Raw genomic sequence first — 15,821 nt, 5'->3', positions numbered from 1 at the left:
GGCGCGCGACGTGCACTATAAGCCGGACGCCCGGAGGGCGGCTAGCATGCCTTGACTTGTGGCAAAGTGCCAGCCCCGCCTGGCGGGCATTAAAGAGCGCCGCCGAGGTGGATCAGGCTGTCCGCCAGCCGTGTCAGGATCGCCAGGGTGAACAGGCTGATAACCACAGACGCCGTGCGGTTGATGGTGTGCGGCGTCAGCCACGCGTATCCGCCTCGTTTGATGCGGGCACCCAGCAGCACCCAGGCGCAGCCCACAGGTATCACCACGGCAGTGAATTGTGCGACGAAAGGCAGGTACAGGGTCAAGTCGATAAACGTCTGCATCGGCACGATGAACGAGACGATCAGCAACCCCTTGGGATTGATCAGCGTCAGCAGGAAGAAATGCCGCTTGGACACCCGTGCCTCGGGCTCGGTGTGGAGTGTTTCGTCGGGATGGCGCCACAACAGGTAGCACGTCCTGATCAAATAGCAGACCGAGGCGAACTGCACGAGCTTCAGGCCCCAGGGCGCGTTGTCGCCGATATGGCTGAGCAGGTAGCCCCAAAAGGAGATCTGCGTCAGATAGGCCAGGCATTCCAGCAGGCTCAGTGGCCAGGCGCGCCTGAATCCCGTGAGTAATCCCGAGCGCAGTAGCAGCGTGTTGGTAGGCCCCGGCATTAACAGCAGTAGCCCGAGTGCGGATAGGACGCCAAGCATGAAGGTTTCTCCTGGAGCCCCTGAGGGCTTTGGCCGGCTAATCTAACAGATAGGCTTCGATACGCTCGGTCACTTAGGTTAACCTTGAGGATTCGCAACACTATGTACAGCGCCATGACGCTACGTAGGCCTGTTCTTACTTTTATGAGGTCCACATTTTGGCTCAATACGTCTTCACCATGCATCGGCTGGGCAAAGTTGTCCCGCCGAAGCGGGAAATCCTGAAAAACATTTCGCTGTCCTTCTTCCCCGGCGCCAAGATCGGCGTGCTCGGCCTCAACGGTTCGGGTAAATCCACACTGTTGAAAATCATGGCTGGCGTCGACACCGAGTTCGAAGGCGAAGCCCGCCCGATGCCGGACCTGAATATCGGCTACCTGCCGCAAGAGCCGATCCTGGACCCGACCAAGACCGTGCGTGAAGTGGTTGAAGAAGCCGTCAGTGTGATCAAGAACGCCCAGGCGCGCCTGGACGAGGTCTACGCGGCTTACGCTGAAGAAGACGCCGATTTCGACAAACTGGCCGCCGAACAGGCCAAGCTCGAAGCCATCCTGCAAGCCGGCGACGGCCACAACCTGGAGCGCCAGCTGGAAGTCGCCGCCGACGCGCTGCGCCTTCCGGCGTGGGACGCCAAGGTCGAGCACCTGTCCGGTGGTGAGAAACGTCGTGTGGCCCTGTGCCGCCTGCTGCTGTCGGCTCCCGACATGCTGCTGCTCGACGAACCGACCAACCACTTGGACGCCGATTCCGTCGCTTGGCTGGAACACTTCCTGCACGATTTCCCGGGCACCGTGGTAGCGATCACGCACGACCGTTACTTCCTGGACAATGTGGCCGGCTGGATCCTTGAGCTCGACCGTGGCGCCGGTATCCCTTACGAGGGCAACTATTCCGGTTGGCTGGAAGCCAAGTCCGACCGACTGGCCGCCGAATCCAAGCAGCAATCGGCCCATGAAAAAGCCATGAAGGAAGAACTGGAGTGGGTGCGCAAAGGCGCCAAGGCCCGCCAGTCCAAATCCAAGGCACGTCTGCAACGCTTTGAAGAAATGCAGTCCCAGGAATTCCAGAAGCGCAGCGAAACCAACGAGATCTACATCCCGGCCGGTCCGCGCCTGGGTGACAAGGTCATCGAGTTCAAGAACGTTTCCAAAGGCTATGGCGACCGCGTGCTGATCGACAACCTGTCGTTCTCCATGCCAAAAGGCGCGATCGTCGGCGTAATCGGTGGTAACGGCGCGGGTAAATCCACGCTGTTCCGCATGCTGATGGGTAAGGAAACACCGGATTCGGGCACCATCGAAGTCGGCGAAACCGTGCAACTGGCCTGTGTGGACCAGAGCCGTGAAGACTTGGATGGCAGCAAAACCGTGTTCCAGCAGATTTCCGACGGCTCCGACCAGATCCGTATCGGCAACTATGAGATCCCGTCGCGTACCTATGTAGGCCGTTTCAATTTCAAGGGCGGCGACCAACAGAAGTTCGTCAAGGACCTGTCCGGTGGTGAGCGCGGTCGCTTGCACCTGGCCCTGACCCTGAAAGAGGGCGGCAACGTCCTGCTGCTCGACGAACCGTCCAACGACCTTGACGTTGAAACCCTGCGTTCCCTGGAAGAAGCCCTGCTGGACTTCCCGGGCGCCGCCATTGTGATCTCTCACGATCGGTGGTTCCTTGACCGCGTCGCGACCCACATCCTGGCGTACGAAGACGACTCGCAAGCGGTGTTCTTCGAAGGTAACTACACCGAGTACGAAGCGGACCGTAAAAAGCGTCTGGGCGATGCAGCTGCCCAGCCGCACCGTGTACGGCACAAAAAACTGGCCTGATTCGGGTTGGTTTAAAAAAAGCGGAGCCTTCGGGCTCCGTTTTTTTTGGGCGCTATTCAGGTGGACCGAGGCGACTTCATCGCAGGCAAGCCAGCTCCCACATTGGACCGTGTCGTAGCAGAGGTACTCGATCTAATGTCGGAGCTGGCTTGCCTGCGATAGCGGTTTAACTATTGGTGCATAGCTCGGGTTGAAATCCCTGTTAAGGGGCAAAAAAACGGGGCAATTTATATCCAATGCACCATTTAAATTCACAAAGGCGACATTTTGCCCTGTCGCGGTGCGATATGAATTGCTAAAGTCCGGCTCAATCTCATTTAAAAACAATCAATTTGCCGAGACTTTTCATGATCGAATCCGTCGAATCCTTCCTTGCCCGCCTCAAGAAACGCGACCCCGACCAGCCAGAATTCCACCAGGCCGTAGAAGAAGTCCTACGCAGTCTATGGCCGTTTCTTGAAGCCAACCCCCACTACCTGACCTCAGGCATCCTGGAGCGCATCTGCGAGCCGGAACGCGCGATTACCTTCCGGGTATCGTGGGTGGATGATCACGGCAAGGTCCAGGTCAATCGCGGTTTCCGTATCCAGATGAATAGCGCGATTGGCCCCTACAAAGGCGGCCTGCGCTTCCACCCTTCGGTGAACCTGGGCGTGTTGAAGTTCCTCGCCTTCGAACAGACCTTCAAGAACTCCCTCACCTCGTTGCCCATGGGCGGCGGCAAGGGCGGCTCGGACTTCGATCCCAAGGGCAAGAGCGACGCCGAAGTCATGCGCTTCTGCCAGGCGTTCATGAGCGAGCTGTACCGCCACATTGGCGCGGACGTAGACGTGCCGGCCGGCGACATCGGCGTGGGCGCCCGTGAGATCGGCTTTTTGTTCGGTCAGTACAAGCGCCTGAGCAACCAGTTCACGTCGGTGCTGACCGGCAAGGGCATGACCTATGGCGGCAGCCTGATCCGTCCTGAAGCCACCGGTTTCGGCTGCGTGTACTTCGCCGAAGAAATGCTCAAGCGCAACAATCAGCGGGTTGAAGGCAAGCGCGTGGCGGTGTCTGGCTCCGGTAACGTGGCGCAATACGCTGCGCGCAAGGTCATGGACCTGGGCGGCAAGGTGATCTCCCTGTCCGATTCCGAAGGCACCCTATACGCCGAAAGCGGTTTGACCGAAGAACAATGGTCGGCCCTGCTGGAGCTGAAAAACGTACAACGCGGCCGCATCAGCGAACTGGCCGAACGTTTTGGCCTGGAATTCCGCAAAGGCCAGGCCCCATGGGAACTGGCCTGCGACATCGCGCTGCCCTGCGCGACCCAGAACGAACTGGATGCCGACGCCGCCCGCACGTTGCTGCGCAATGGCTGTATCTGCGTCGCCGAAGGCGCCAACATGCCGACCACGCTGGAGGCTGTGGATATCTTTATCGAGGCGGGCATCCTGTTCGCACCGGGCAAAGCGTCCAATGCCGGTGGCGTGGCCGTGAGTGGCCTGGAAATGTCGCAGAACGCCATGCGCCTGCTGTGGACCGCTGGTGAAGTGGACAGCAAGCTGCACAACATCATGCAGTCCATTCACCATGCCTGCGTGCATTACGGCGAAGAAAACGGTCGGATCAACTACGTGAAAGGCGCGAACATCGCCGGCTTCGTCAAGGTCGCCGACGCGATGCTGGCCCAAGGCATCGTCTAAGCCTCGGGTTCGATCCGCAGCACTTCGATCAACTGATCGCCGACGGGGCGCTGCCACACCACCTCGTCACCCACCTGGGCGCCCAGCAAGGCGCGGCCCAGGGGCGAGCCCCAGTTGATCAGGCCTGCGCTCGCATCGGCCTGGTCTTCTCCGACCAACTGGATACGCTGCTGTTCGTCCTGCTCATTGGCGAAGGTCACCCAACTGCCGATCTGTACCTTGTCGGTGGAGGTGGCCGGCGCCACGACCTGGGCGCTTTGCACTCGCTGGTTGAAGTAACGCAAATCCCGTTCAAGGTCGGCCTGGCGCTGTTTATCGGCGTGCTCGCCCTTTAGCGATTCGGCGCTGTATGCCTGCTGCAACTGCGCAACCTTGGCCTGCAACTGCGCCAAACCCTGCGCGGTGAGGCGGTTGGGCTGCTCGCTGACGTGGCGCTCCACCGGCTGGTCGGCCTGGGCAGCAGCGTTGTCTTCGTTAACAAAAGCTCGGCTCATGACATTCTCCCTCTATGGAGTTTGGGCCATGGTCGCCGCACTTTAGTTTCGATGGATGTCTGAAAGCGACCTAGTGCGAGCGATAGGTCCGGGCTGCGTCGCGGTCTTTCTCCTGTTGCCATTCGCGATCCCGGTCGTCCCAGTGCCGCTCCTTGTAATCGCGCAACTCATCGTTTTCGCGCATGGCCTTGCACTGGCGAAAGCCATCCTCCCAACCCTCGGCGTATTGCCGGTCCTTCAGATACCGAGGCACGTTCTTGCGAAACGCCCCGGTAATCACCCCCGCCGCCTGGCGGCCACTGCTGCAGCCATCGTCAAAACCGTCGGCAAACGCCGGTGGATAACCCTTGGCCAGCAACTCCTGATGGGTCGACTGGCAACCCGCCAACCCCAGCACCGCACACAGCATTACCGCAGACCGCCACATGGCGTACTCCCTGGCCGTTTCACGGCTGATAGGGAGAGTCTAGAAGGAGATTTGTCGGGGCGGTGTGAAAGGAGGGTCAGATATGTGTTGAGTTAAAGGGCTATCAACGACGATTCCCTTTAATTTGCAGGACGTTTCCTAGAGAATCTCTTGCCTATTGTGCCTTAGGGTTCAGGTGCCTAGTCTCCTGGCTTCGCTGCGAAAGCCGCGACCGGGTTTAGCGACCCGAATCACTAAGACTCATCCTCTTTACACACATGGCAGGCAGTTTTTGCGCCTGTCGATATCGTGTTATGGCGGCTGTGCGCGGGAGATCTTCGGATCTGCCGGGTGTCTAGGTGACCGGTTCGCTAACCCGCGTACAGCTGCCACCCCTTTATGTTTAGCGACGTACCGTGGTGGTCCTTTATCTCACTTAGTAGGTACACCATGTCTAAAGTCGTCCCCGACCCATCCCTATCCTCAATCACCACCCTCGGTGTCGTCACATTTGGTGACTACGGGGAAAACGAGAAGCCACTGTTCCGCGTCAATTCCGGCATGCCGCTTGATCAAGCGCTGCAGCACGCGTCCACCCTGCTTTTTTACTCCAAGAAACTAGCCATGGACGCCGCCATGGATGTGCGTGGCGAGCAATACGCCTGGGCTGCGCACTATCTGTGCGAGATGGGCAAGGCAGTCGTGGATGACCTGACCCAAGCGATGACGTCAGCAACCTAATATACCAGCACTGCCTTTGTGGTGAGCAGGCTTGCCCTGCGCAGCGCAAGCTTGTTCACCACAAGGTTTCTCGATGATTCCGGCCATCCAGACGCGCTGTCAGTCGTAATAACCCACAGTCTTTTTCAATTGATCCGCGTATTCGTAAATCTCATCTATAGACGAAATCGCATGCCGGGTTTCGTTTTTTTCCTCGTCGAATATCCCGAGGTACTTCTGACTGCGATTGAAGTGAAGCCGACAGATGGGCTTGCGGTTGTTGTCGTCCAGCAGTATTCCAAAATAGCTTTGGGTATCTCGCTGGACGATCCGCTTTGCATCCACGACGGATCGGACGAGGGCGCGAACGATGTGATAACCCTCTAGCTCTTCTAACGTTGTCAGGATCTTGTCTTCTGACTCGTCTCTATCCTGTACATCCGCATTCGCGCTGCTAGCGACGGGGATTGATGCCATCGTCGGTTGGATGACGCCGCTCATGGCAGACTTGAGCCGATCATTGATCTGGTCGTTCAGAAACTGTGCTAAAGCTTTCCGGGTCAGTTCGAAAAACTGCTCACGCACTTTTTGCGTGATCACGCCCTCGTAAACACGTGATGCAAAGAATTTCACGAAGTCATCTTCTGGCTTACTGACCTGAGCACCGATGAGTTTTTTGAGTTGGCTGACGTATTTCAGCTCTCCGGCCGCATTGATGATGGAGTCAACATCGAAAGCCGATTTGGTGAGTTTGATCAACTCAGGTACGGCGTATTCATCAATGTCCAGCAGGTCCAACTCTAGAAATGGTTTTTCGTCCATTTTATTAGGAGCGTCCAAATCGGTAAAAAAACGGTAGACCTGGCCGTTGGTAAGAATTGAAATCCTTGCGCTCGTAACGTGAAAATATCGAAAAAGCTGCGAAGCATGGTTGATGCTCAATGACTCACCAATTTTTTTGCATTCGATGAGTATTTGGACTTCACCCTCTTTCATGATTGCGTAGTCGATTTTTTCACCTTTCTTCGTCCCTACGTCACAGACAAATTCTGGCGTTACTTCCTGTGGGTCAAATACGTCGTAGCCCAATACGGTGTTGATGAAAGGCATTACGAAAGCATTTTTTGTCGCTTCTTCTGTTTGAATGGCGGGGCCTTGTAACCGAACTTTTGCTGCCAGGCTGGTTAGCTTTTCGAAGAAATCCATAATGAGCCTCGTACCTATTCAGATCCGTGTATAGATGGGATGGCAATTTGATTGCTATCCGATACTAGTTCAAAACCCCATAAAGCGAATGAAGTAGGAGGCACTTTGGCTTGACTGAAAAAAGCTAAAAAAATGTCAGAAATTTCCTGCTTATTTTTCAATAGGTTAGAAGCAGTCTACGAGTTTGTGCTTGCAGGTGTTGGTTTTTCAGAGGCTGTTAGAACGGCATGTTCAACCAATTCCTGCTGGATAAACGCCGCAATCATCGCGCGATACACCTGCTCCGTGACGTCGGGGTTGGCGCCCGCCGCGTCGGACAACCCCCGCACTTTGGCAATCACCTGTTCAACTCGTTGTGGCGCCTTGACGCCATCAGCATCTTTCTTGAAGCGCGCCGCCTGTGACACGTAACGGCCGCGCTCTGCCAGCAGGGTGACGATTTGTTGGTCGAGGCGGTCGATGTTTTCTCGGACGTGTTCAAGGGTGGTGCAGTTAACGACCATGTTGGTTGAGCTCCTGGTTGGATAGGCAATGCGATGTAGTTGAATACAGGGTGATCCATGTGGGAGCGGGCTTGCTCGCGATTGCGGTGTATCAGCCCACGTTTTCAGTGACTGACACTCCGCAATCGCGAGCAAGCCCGCTCCCACATGTTGATCGTCGCCAGGTTTCGATCAGTAGTGATACCACTTCACTTCCAGCATCACTTCATTCACGGGCGTCGACAAATGGCTGTACTCGCGCTGTGCGCTCAGGCGCAGGCCAAGGTTGCGCGACAATTCCCACTGCTGGTTGAGGCTGATGCTGCGGCGTACTTCGCCGTTGGTGAAAAAGTCACCCTTGGCTTCCAGGCTCAGGTTGCCCAGCGGGTTTTTCCACAGCACGCCTGTATTGAAGCCGGCGGCAGGGGAGATGGCTTCGTTGAAGTCGTTGTTGTGCTCCACGCGCACGGTGCCGAGGGCGAAGCCGAGCATGTCGTCGCTCAACTGCCAGGTGCCGCCGGCGCCGCCGTTGACGTGGGCGACCAGGGTTTCGTCGTCGTGTTTGCCCGGTACACGTTCAAGGCCGCCGGTGACTTGCCATGACCACGGTTGCAACAGGGCGTTGCGCGGGGTCAGGGAGCGGATGGTGGCCAGGTCCAGTTGCTGCAGTTGCCAGTGGTTGCCTTCGTATTGGCGCAGTTTCATCTGCAGGATTTCGATCTGCGCGCCCAGGGGGAAACCTTCGGCGTTGTCATTGAGGTCGTGGTAGGCCATGCGCAGGCCGTATTCACCGAAAGCCTTATCGCCACGGGTGCCGATGCCGGCTTGCCAGGTGCGGGATTCATGGCCGTTTTCCGGTAGGCCGGGCGGTGTGATTTTCAGGTCGGGCGCCGGGTTCTGGTTGATCGCACGCAGCAGCTCGAAGCTGCGCTGGGAGCGGGCGGTGTCACGTTCCAGGCCGTTGGCGCGGTAGCGGCCAAGGCGGTAGGCGGCGTCGATGATCAGGGCCTGACGCTCGCGGGGCAGGGCTTTGAAGGCGGGCTCCTGCAATTGCTTCTGGTCGTCGCTGATCTTTAATACCCAGCGCTGTTCGTCGCTATCGAGCGGCTTGGCGCGTTCCAGCAATTCGCGTTCACGGGAGGGGCGATAGTCGATTTTTTCTACCAGGCCTGCGTCTTTTACGGCCTTGACCGTGTCGGTCGGGATGGCGGTCAGCGGGAACTGTTCGGTCAGACGCAGCCCGGGGCGGGCCACTTGCAGCAGTTCCAGCAGGCGATACGAGCAGTTTTCGTCGAAGAAAAAGTAGTCGAACTGGATCTGCTTGAGCTCCCACACGTGCTCGACCATGCGCTCGGTCTCGACTTGCGTCAGGTTAAGCCGATATTCCCACAGGTCGCGGTTCTCAAGGCTACGGTACTCCGACAGCTTCTCCTGATAAGGCACCAGGGCGAACAGACCGGGATAGCCGCCCATCAGGCCTTTCCAGGCGTAGAGAATGCTGTTGTCGGAGCCCTCGATATAGGCGCCGAAGTTGATCGCGTAGCTGAGCAGGGCGGTGTTGTTGCTTTGCACGTCGGCCTGGTCGATGCGCAGCAGGGTGTGGCCGAACATGGACGACGGGCTGTTGAGGTAGGCCGCCGGGAAGATCATCACCGCGCTATGGGGGGAGACGTCCTTGAACCATTGCTTGAATTCTGTGCAGTCCACGGCAGGCAGGTCAGTGAGGTGCAACTGATCCTTGAGCCAGCGGGTCCGTGCGGGGTAAACGCATTGGGCGTGTTTTTCACCCAGGCTGGCCGGCGCGTAGAGCGCGTCAACGGTGGCCTTGAGCTCGGCATCCGGGTGGTGGGCACCGTCGGCTGCGAGGAAGAACTTCTTGTCGCTGACATAGCTGCGCCAGCCACTGACCTTCCCGGCTTCGTAATGGCCGAGGGACAGCCAAAACGGATCATTGGCCAATTGCTGCAAACGTTGATCATCAAGGTGCGGGGCCGCGTACAGCGGGGCGCAGGCGAAGAGTGCCATCCAGGCAAAGCGTTTGAGCATAGGGGCAACTTAAGTCGGAAATAAAAGAGACCCAAAGGGGAGGCGGGTCCAAAATAAAACCCGCGCCTTGGTAGGCGCGGGCTGGTCGAGCTTAAGCCTGGGTCGCGTATTTCGCCAGACGGGCATCACTTTTCAGTACAGCAATGGTGTTGTTGTGCACGTCATCAGCGGTCACGTCAGCCTTGCTGAAGATCTGCTGGAAGTGCTCGTGGGTCACAGCCGCGAAGTGCTCGCGATCTTCCGGTGCAACGCCCAGTACCACGGCGTAGGTGGTCAGCGCCTCGCCGTTGCCCTTGGCCATGTCTTCGGACAGCTCGTTCATCATGCCATTCATGGCAATCCAGGACTTGCCGCCGTAGGACAGGGCGCTGTTGGTGCTGCAACCGTTGGTGCCTGAGGTCATGCCGAAGGTGGCGTTACCCGAAGTACCGTTAGTGGTGGAAGCCAGGAAGTGAGCTGGAGTGCCGCGCTGGCCTTCGAACAACATGTTGCCCCAACCGCAGTTCGGGCCGCCTGGTGCTTCTGCCATTGCATTGAGGGAGACGACGGTGAAGAGAGTACCGAGAAGGATCCGTTTCATAGCTTTGTTCTCTTTGTGTGCAAACCAATGGACAAGGGTTCAGGCGCATCGCAGCGCCCTAGGGGCCAGTTATTAGTCCAACCCGCGCAATTTGGAGTTTAGGCACGTTCCAAGGGTTCCGTGCATTTTTATAAAACAATTGGCGATGTCGCGATATTTCTGCAGGTCGCATCCCACGTCTACGCTTTCCCGAAAGCGCGCCTTGCCAGAGCGCGCAACCGAGAGCCAGAATGCCGTCATCTGCCCCGCCTGATGTAAGGAAGCCCGATGCCTGATCCTGTTGCTGCCAGCTTGCGTCTAGCGCCCGAAGCGCTGACTCGCCCTTTCTCCGCTGAACAGTTCAGCTTCTCGACCACCAATGATTTGGAGCCCTTTCGCGGTGTGCTTGGCCAGGAACGTGCGGTTGAAGCCTTGCAGTTCGGTGTGGCCATGCCACGCCCCGGTTACAACGTGTTTGTCATGGGCGAGCCCGGTACTGGCCGCTTTTCGTTCGTCAAACGCTACCTGAAAGCCGAAGGCAAGCGCCTGCAGACCCCGGCGGATTGGGTCTATGTGAATAATTTCGATGAACCCCGCGAACCCCGTGCCCTGGAGTTGCCAGGCGGCGCTGCGGCGGCGTTCATCAATGACATCAACGGTTTGGTCGACAACCTCGTTGCCACCTTCCCGGCCGTCTTCGAACACCCGACGTATCAACAGCGCAAAAGCGCCATCGACCGTGCCTTCAACCAGCGTTACGACAAGGCCCTGGACGTGATCGAACGCCTGGCCCTGGAAAAAGACGTGGCGCTGTACCGCGACAGCACCAATATCGCCTTCACCCCGATGCTCGACGGCAAGGCGCTGGACGAGGCCGAGTTTTCGCAGTTGCCGGAAGCCGATCGCGAACGTTTCCACACGGACATTTCCGAGCTGGAAGAACGCCTCAACGAAGAATTGGCCAGCCTGCCGCAGTGGAAGCGTGAGTCGAACAATCAACTGCGCCAGTTCAACGAAGAAACCATCACCCTGGCCCTGCAACCATTGCTTGCACCGTTGTCGGAAAAGTACGCGGAAAACGCCGCGGTCTGCGGTTACCTGCAAGCCATGCAGGTGTACCTGCTCAAGACCGTGGTCGAGCAATTGGTGGACGACGCCAAGACCGACGCCCAGGCGCGCAAGCTGCTGGAAGAACAGTACTGCCCGAGCCTGGTGGTGGGCCATCCGGTCAACGGTGGCGCCCCCGTGGTGTTTGAGCCGCACCCGACCTACGACAACCTGTTCGGTCGGATCGAATACAGCACCGACCAGGGCGCGCTCTACACCACTTATCGCCAGTTGCGTCCGGGCGCGTTGCACCGTGCCAACGGTGGTTTCCTGATCCTGGAAGCCGAGAAAATGCTCAGCGAGCCGTTTGTCTGGGACGCTCTTAAACGCTCCCTGCAATCGCGCAAGCTGAAAATGGAATCGCCCCTGGGCGAGCTGGGTCGCCTGGCCACCGTGACCCTCAACCCGCAGATGATTCCGTTGCAGGTCAAAGTGATCATCATCGGTTCGCGCCAGCTGTACTACGCGCTGCAGGACGCCGATCCGGATTTCCAGGAGATGTTCCGCGTACTGGTGGACTTCGACGAAGACATCCCGATGGTGGACGAAAGCCTGGAGCAGTTCGCCCAGTTGCTCAAAACCCGCACGTCGGAAGAAGGCATGGCGCCGCTGACGTCGGACGCGGTGGCGCGGCTGGCCACTTACAGCGCACGGTTGGCGGAGCATCAGGGGCGTTTGTCGGCGCGAATTGGCGACTTGTTCCAACTGGTCAGTGAGGCGGACTTCATTCGTCACCTGGCGGGCGACGAGATGACCGATGCGGGCCATATCGAGCGCGCCCTCAAGGCCAAGGCCACGCGCACCGGGCGGGTGTCGGCGCGGATCCTCGACGACATGCTCGCCGGAGTCATCCTCATCGACACCGCGGGTGCGGCGGTAGGCAAGTGCAACGGGCTGACGGTGCTGGAGGTCGGTGACTCGGCCTTCGGCGTGCCGGCGCGGATTTCCGCCACGGTGTACCCGGGCGGCAGCGGCATTGTCGACATCGAGCGCGAGGTCAACCTCGGCCAGCCGATCCACTCCAAGGGGGTGATGATCCTCACGGGTTACCTGGGCAGCCGCTATGCCCAGGAATTCCCGCTGGCGATCTCGGCGAGCATCGCGCTGGAGCAGTCTTACGGCTACGTGGACGGCGACAGTGCGTCCTTGGGCGAGGCGTGCACCTTGATCTCGGCGTTGTCGAAGACGCCGCTCAAGCAGTGCTTTGCCATCACCGGCTCCATCAACCAGTTTGGTGAAGTGCAGGCAGTGGGTGGGGTCAACGAGAAGATCGAAGGCTTCTTCCGGCTGTGTGAAGCACGCGGTTTGACCGGTGAGCAGGGCGCAATCATTCCCCAGGCCAACGTCGCCACGTTGATGCTCGATGAGAAGGTGCTGCAGGCCGTGCGCGCCGCGCAGTTCCACATCTATGCGGTGCGCCAGGCCGACGAGGCGCTGAGCCTGCTAGTGGGCGAGGATGCCGGTGAGCCGGATGCCGAGGGGCAGTTCCCGGAAGGCACGGTGAACGCGCGCGTGGTAGAGCGGTTGCGCGCGATTGCCGAGATGATCAGCGAGGAAGACCTCAAGGAAGCGGAGAAGGAGTTGGCACAGCAGGCGCTGGCCGAAGCCAAACCGACCTGAGGGCTGACTCGTCATTAAATTGACTTGGGTTGGGGGCCAACGCCCGTTGGTCCCTACAACCTTGGTTTGTCGTGGTTTTCTTCTATTCTTTGCTCAAGGGATATCCACAGGAGTCGCGGGATAGAAACAGCCTCGCCCCAGGCGCAGGTTGAACACCGATCTACCGAGGGTCGCCGCCATGCCGCGCAACCTTTGCCTTACCCGCCAGTGCTTTGGCCTGGTCACCCGTATCGAATGTTCCATTCGCCCTCTCGCGGGGGATAACGGGATGTGGACCTTGTTGTTTGCCGCCGGAATGACCGGTGAACAGCCCTCCACCATCAAGTCCCAAGGCCCGTTCCCTGGGCCCTTCGTTGCGGAAAATATTCTGGAGTCCATCGTGGACAGCCTGACCCAGCACGGCTACGAGCAGGCGGGTGACCCGCAGATCTGGTGCCTGCACATGCAGGCCCATCTGCGACAGCTCAATGGTGAGACCCAGCACTGACCGCTATTTGCTCTCGGGTTTGTCCAACTTGACCTCGAAGCCATATTGCACGGTGCTCAGGTCGGTGCGCTGGTAGCTTTCCAGGGTGGTTGGCTGGCCGTAGAAGTAATGCACGTCAAACATCGCCGTGCCGTATTCCTCGGCGCGGTGGCTGACGCCGAGGATTTCCTTGAGGTAGTTGCCACTGGCGTCTTTGGCGTAGAAACGCCAGCTGTCGGCGGGGAATGCCTTCTGGTCGACGATCAGCGCGTTGTCTTTGAGTTCAAGCCCTTTGGGCAGCGTGTTCGCGTCAATCTCGTGTTTATCGATGGTTGCCAGGAACAGCGGAATCGAGCCCACCACAAAGGCCGGGTTTTCCGGGAACAGGGTGAGATCATAGGTCAGGGTGCCGCGTGCCGGGTTCAGCTCAAAGGCCTCGGTCGGCAACTCGATCGGCTCGCCGCGCTCGCCTTTTTCGTCGGCGGTGAAGAAGGTCACCGGTGAATCGCTGCTGTTGCGCTCGCTGCCCACCAAATCGTCATTGAAGGTAAACGGGTGGTCGAACACGATGTGCGCCGCGCTGGCGTCTTCGACTGACTGGCTGATGGTGACGCTGTTTTTCAACTGGTCCTCGGTCATGCTTGCGTCTTTGAGCCAATTGGCGGCGCCGTCGTCGTACACGGTGACCGGCATCGGCAGGGCCTGCACGGTTTTCTGCAAGCTGTTCCTGTCGAAACGCAGCACCGGCAGATCGAGGTCTTTACGGGTGCGCGTGGCGGTGGAGAAATCCAGCACGTTGACTTGCAGGTTGTCGATCACGCCATTGAAGTACACCTTGGCGTAGTGGCCGCTCTGCTTGTGTTCGAAGGCTTTCTGCTCATCGATCAACTGCTTTTCGAACGCCTCGGACCAGGTCTTCTGTTTTTGCATCTCGGCCAGTTGTTTCTCATAAAACGCAACCTGGACGCTGCTTTCATTGATCGAGCCCGAGCGTGTGAGGAACTGCCCGGTGCTGTCGCGCGCCTGGACCAGCAGCGGGTTGGGCGATTCGTCGCCGACTTCCGGGGCCAGTGGCTGGCTGTTGGTCAGCTCGATCTCGGCGTAGTTTTTTTCCAGCAGGATCAGGTTGAGGGTGATGTTGCCTTCGGTGCGCTTGTGGCCGACGTCCTGTTTCGACAGGTCAAAGGTCAGCACCTTGCCTGGCGCGACCACTTCAACCGTGCCCTTGAGGCTGACGGGCTGTGGCTGGCTCTTGTTTTCCGTCTCGATGCCGTCGATGAACGGGTAGGTCACCGTCAAATCGTCAGGGTTGGTCAGGTTGGAGCTGCTGGGGCTCAGTTGGATGCCCGGATCGGTTTCCGACCACTCTGGCTGGAAGGGGATGACCTTGTTGTTGCTCAAGGTCACCGACTGCCATTCCAGCCCGTGGGGGAAGGGAAATTGGTCGGGGATGTTGAAGTTGAAGGGAAACACCGGCTGCAAGTCGGTCAGGTAGTCGGAATGGGAGTTCTTGCGCAGCACGAACAGGCCATTGATGTAGGTGTCCACCAGCGCCTGGGGGGTGGGGTAGTGCTTGAGCAGGGCCAGTGTGTCGTCACCGTATTCGGCTTCGATGGGCTTGGTGGCGAGTTTGACCCGCGCCCGTTCCAGTAACAGCAGCGAACCGCCCAGGTCGGCGACGGCGTCGCGCAGCTTGGGGTCCTGGATGCTGTCGAGGGATTGTTCGAATTTGGCGGTTTTCTCTTCGAGGGTGGTCTGCTTCTGCTCGTCGCTGGGGGAGCAGCCGCCAGCCAGCAGCAATGCCGCGCACAGGCCGATACTGGCCAAAGGGGATCGCACATCCATCATCTGAGTTTTTTCCTGTCCGACGTCATCGAGCCGAGTTGTTATTGGGCTCGACACTAGCAGAAAAATTCTCTTACAGATGCCGCACAGGTCAGTTTTCTCGTGATGACAGGTGTCTTGTAGCGGCTGGTATACTCGCCGCCATTTCTAGCCAAGCTGTGTGAGATCCAATGGAACGCTTTATCGAAAATGCTATGTACGCCTCGCGCTGGCTGCTGGCGCCGATTTATTTCGGCTTGTCCCTCGGGTTGCTGGCGCTGGCGCTGAAATTCTTCCAGGAAGTGATTCACTTGCTGCCGAGCGTGTTCTCGATGGCCGAGTCCGAGCTGATCCTGGTGCTGCTGTCGTTGATCGACATGGCCCTGGTCGGCGGCTTGCTGGTCATGGTGATGATCTCCGGCTACGAGAACTTCGTCTCGCAGCTGGATATCGATGACAACAAAGAGAAACTCAACTGGCTGGGCACCATGGACTCTTCGTCCCTGAAGATGAAAGTGGCGGCCTCCATCGTGGCGATTTCGTCGATCCACTTGCTGCGCATCTTCATGGACGCCAAGAACGTCGATCCACAGCACCTGATGTGGTACGTGATCATCCACATGACCTTCGTGGTCTCGGCATTTGCCATGGGCTACCTGGACAAAGTCACCAAGCACTGATG

General features: G+C 58.5%; 14 protein-coding genes. 6 read left to right on the top strand and 8 right to left on the bottom strand.

Annotated features, from left to right (window positions below):
• Positions 1-89: 89 nt before the first annotated feature.
• The gene (locus tag AC4PS7_RS24650) at positions 90-701 is read right to left on the bottom strand and encodes a LysE family translocator (protein WP_010206674.1); all 612 of its coding nucleotides are present in this window, start codon (positions 699-701) and stop codon (positions 90-92) included.
• A gap of 158 nt (positions 702-859) precedes the next feature.
• Here AC4PS7_RS24650 and ettA point away from each other — a divergent pair, with 158 nt between their 5' ends.
• Positions 860-2,524, top strand: coding sequence for an energy-dependent translational throttle protein EttA (ettA, locus tag AC4PS7_RS24645; RefSeq protein WP_010206673.1), 1,665 nt, complete (start codon positions 860-862; stop codon positions 2,522-2,524).
• A 347-nt stretch (positions 2,525-2,871) separates the two neighbouring features.
• Positions 2,872-4,209 carry an NADP-specific glutamate dehydrogenase gene (gene gdhA / locus AC4PS7_RS24640; RefSeq protein WP_021492931.1) on the top strand — a complete coding sequence of 446 codons (1,338 nt, stop codon included), beginning with the start codon at positions 2,872-2,874 and terminating at the stop codon, positions 4,207-4,209.
• Here the strand turns inward: gdhA and AC4PS7_RS24635 are convergent.
• Positions 4,206-4,703 carry a GreA/GreB family elongation factor gene (locus AC4PS7_RS24635; RefSeq protein ID WP_021492930.1) on the bottom strand — a complete coding sequence of 166 codons (498 nt, stop codon included), beginning with the start codon at positions 4,701-4,703 and terminating at the stop codon, positions 4,206-4,208. The two genes, gdhA and AC4PS7_RS24635, sit on opposite strands and share 4 nt — an antisense overlap.
• 70 nt (positions 4,704-4,773) lie before the next feature.
• Positions 4,774-5,130 carry a hypothetical protein gene (locus AC4PS7_RS24630; RefSeq protein ID WP_044287918.1) on the bottom strand — a complete coding sequence of 119 codons (357 nt, stop codon included), beginning with the start codon at positions 5,128-5,130 and terminating at the stop codon, positions 4,774-4,776.
• A 429-nt stretch (positions 5,131-5,559) separates the two neighbouring features.
• Here AC4PS7_RS24630 and AC4PS7_RS24625 point away from each other — a divergent pair, with 429 nt between their 5' ends.
• On the top strand, positions 5,560-5,850 hold the full coding sequence (locus AC4PS7_RS24625) for a DUF3077 domain-containing protein (protein ID WP_045791612.1): 291 nt from the start codon (positions 5,560-5,562) through the stop codon (positions 5,848-5,850).
• Positions 5,851-5,949: 99 nt separating this feature from the next.
• Here the strand turns inward: AC4PS7_RS24625 and AC4PS7_RS24620 are convergent, their stop codons facing one another.
• From AC4PS7_RS24620 to AC4PS7_RS24605, 4 genes are all read right to left on the bottom strand, one after another.
• The gene (locus AC4PS7_RS24620; RefSeq protein ID WP_045791613.1) at positions 5,950-7,035 is read right to left on the bottom strand and encodes a type I restriction endonuclease; all 1,086 of its coding nucleotides are present in this window, start codon (positions 7,033-7,035) and stop codon (positions 5,950-5,952) included.
• 176 nt (positions 7,036-7,211) lie between these two features.
• Positions 7,212-7,538 (bottom strand): chorismate mutase, encoded by a 327-nt coding sequence (locus tag AC4PS7_RS24615; protein WP_047543395.1) that lies wholly within the window; start codon positions 7,536-7,538, stop codon positions 7,212-7,214.
• Positions 7,539-7,709: 171 nt separating this feature from the next.
• Positions 7,710-9,563: an Lnb N-terminal periplasmic domain-containing protein gene (locus AC4PS7_RS24610; protein ID WP_154847188.1), complete on the bottom strand. Its 1,854-nt coding sequence runs from the start codon at positions 9,561-9,563 to the stop codon at positions 7,710-7,712.
• Between the two features lie 91 nt (positions 9,564-9,654).
• Complete coding sequence (locus AC4PS7_RS24605) at positions 9,655-10,143, bottom strand: DUF3015 domain-containing protein (RefSeq protein WP_010206666.1); 489 nt, start codon at positions 10,141-10,143, stop codon at positions 9,655-9,657.
• A 267-nt stretch (positions 10,144-10,410) separates the two neighbouring features.
• Here AC4PS7_RS24605 and AC4PS7_RS24600 point away from each other — a divergent pair, with 267 nt between their 5' ends.
• Both AC4PS7_RS24600 and AC4PS7_RS24595 read left to right on the top strand, forming a co-directional pair.
• Positions 10,411-12,849, top strand: coding sequence for a Lon protease family protein (locus AC4PS7_RS24600; protein WP_492179811.1), 2,439 nt, complete (start codon positions 10,411-10,413; stop codon positions 12,847-12,849).
• A 178-nt stretch (positions 12,850-13,027) separates the two neighbouring features.
• Positions 13,028-13,336, top strand: coding sequence for a PA4575 family protein (locus AC4PS7_RS24595; protein WP_010206664.1), 309 nt, complete (start codon positions 13,028-13,030; stop codon positions 13,334-13,336).
• Between the two features lie 3 nt (positions 13,337-13,339).
• Here AC4PS7_RS24595 and AC4PS7_RS24590 read toward each other — a convergent pair whose 3' ends face one another.
• A complete protein-coding gene (locus AC4PS7_RS24590) occupies positions 13,340-15,163 on the bottom strand; it encodes a hypothetical protein (protein ID WP_010206663.1) in 1,824 nt (607 codons plus the stop codon).
• A 167-nt stretch (positions 15,164-15,330) separates the two neighbouring features.
• Between AC4PS7_RS24590 and AC4PS7_RS24585 the strand changes: the two genes are divergently transcribed.
• Positions 15,331-15,819 carry a TIGR00645 family protein gene (locus AC4PS7_RS24585; protein ID WP_010206662.1) on the top strand — a complete coding sequence of 163 codons (489 nt, stop codon included), beginning with the start codon at positions 15,331-15,333 and terminating at the stop codon, positions 15,817-15,819.
• Positions 15,820-15,821: the final 2 nt, after the last annotated feature.

It is taken from the genome of Pseudomonas sp. DW-iso3 (genome assembly GCF_058725305.1).
Note: the sequence above shows the minus strand (reverse complement) of the source record. Positions and strands in the feature narration are given on the sequence as shown.

What these genes read in the sequence shown, in the direction of transcription:
- AC4PS7_RS24650 (WP_010206674.1), bottom strand. Translation starts at nt 701, where the DNA reads ATGCTTGGCGTCCTATCCGCACTCGGGCTACTGCTGTTAATGCCGGGG.
- gdhA (WP_021492931.1), top strand. Translation starts at nt 2,872, where the DNA reads ATGATCGAATCCGTCGAATCCTTCCTTGCCCGCCTCAAGAAACGCGAC.
- AC4PS7_RS24635 (WP_021492930.1), bottom strand. Translation starts at nt 4,703, where the DNA reads ATGAGCCGAGCTTTTGTTAACGAAGACAACGCTGCTGCCCAGGCCGAC.
- AC4PS7_RS24630 (WP_044287918.1), bottom strand. Translation starts at nt 5,130, where the DNA reads ATGTGGCGGTCTGCGGTAATGCTGTGTGCGGTGCTGGGGTTGGCGGGT.
- AC4PS7_RS24625 (WP_045791612.1), top strand. Translation starts at nt 5,560, where the DNA reads ATGTCTAAAGTCGTCCCCGACCCATCCCTATCCTCAATCACCACCCTC.
- AC4PS7_RS24620 (WP_045791613.1), bottom strand. Translation starts at nt 7,035, where the DNA reads ATGGATTTCTTCGAAAAGCTAACCAGCCTGGCAGCAAAAGTTCGGTTA.
- AC4PS7_RS24615 (WP_047543395.1), bottom strand. Translation starts at nt 7,538, where the DNA reads ATGGTCGTTAACTGCACCACCCTTGAACACGTCCGAGAAAACATCGAC.
- AC4PS7_RS24610 (WP_154847188.1), bottom strand. Translation starts at nt 9,563, where the DNA reads ATGCTCAAACGCTTTGCCTGGATGGCACTCTTCGCCTGCGCCCCGCTG.
- AC4PS7_RS24605 (WP_010206666.1), bottom strand. Translation starts at nt 10,143, where the DNA reads ATGAAACGGATCCTTCTCGGTACTCTCTTCACCGTCGTCTCCCTCAAT.
- AC4PS7_RS24600 (WP_492179811.1), top strand. Translation starts at nt 10,411, where the DNA reads ATGCCTGATCCTGTTGCTGCCAGCTTGCGTCTAGCGCCCGAAGCGCTG.
- AC4PS7_RS24595 (WP_010206664.1), top strand. Translation starts at nt 13,028, where the DNA reads ATGCCGCGCAACCTTTGCCTTACCCGCCAGTGCTTTGGCCTGGTCACC.
- AC4PS7_RS24590 (WP_010206663.1), bottom strand. Translation starts at nt 15,163, where the DNA reads ATGATGGATGTGCGATCCCCTTTGGCCAGTATCGGCCTGTGCGCGGCA.
- AC4PS7_RS24585 (WP_010206662.1), top strand. Translation starts at nt 15,331, where the DNA reads ATGGAACGCTTTATCGAAAATGCTATGTACGCCTCGCGCTGGCTGCTG.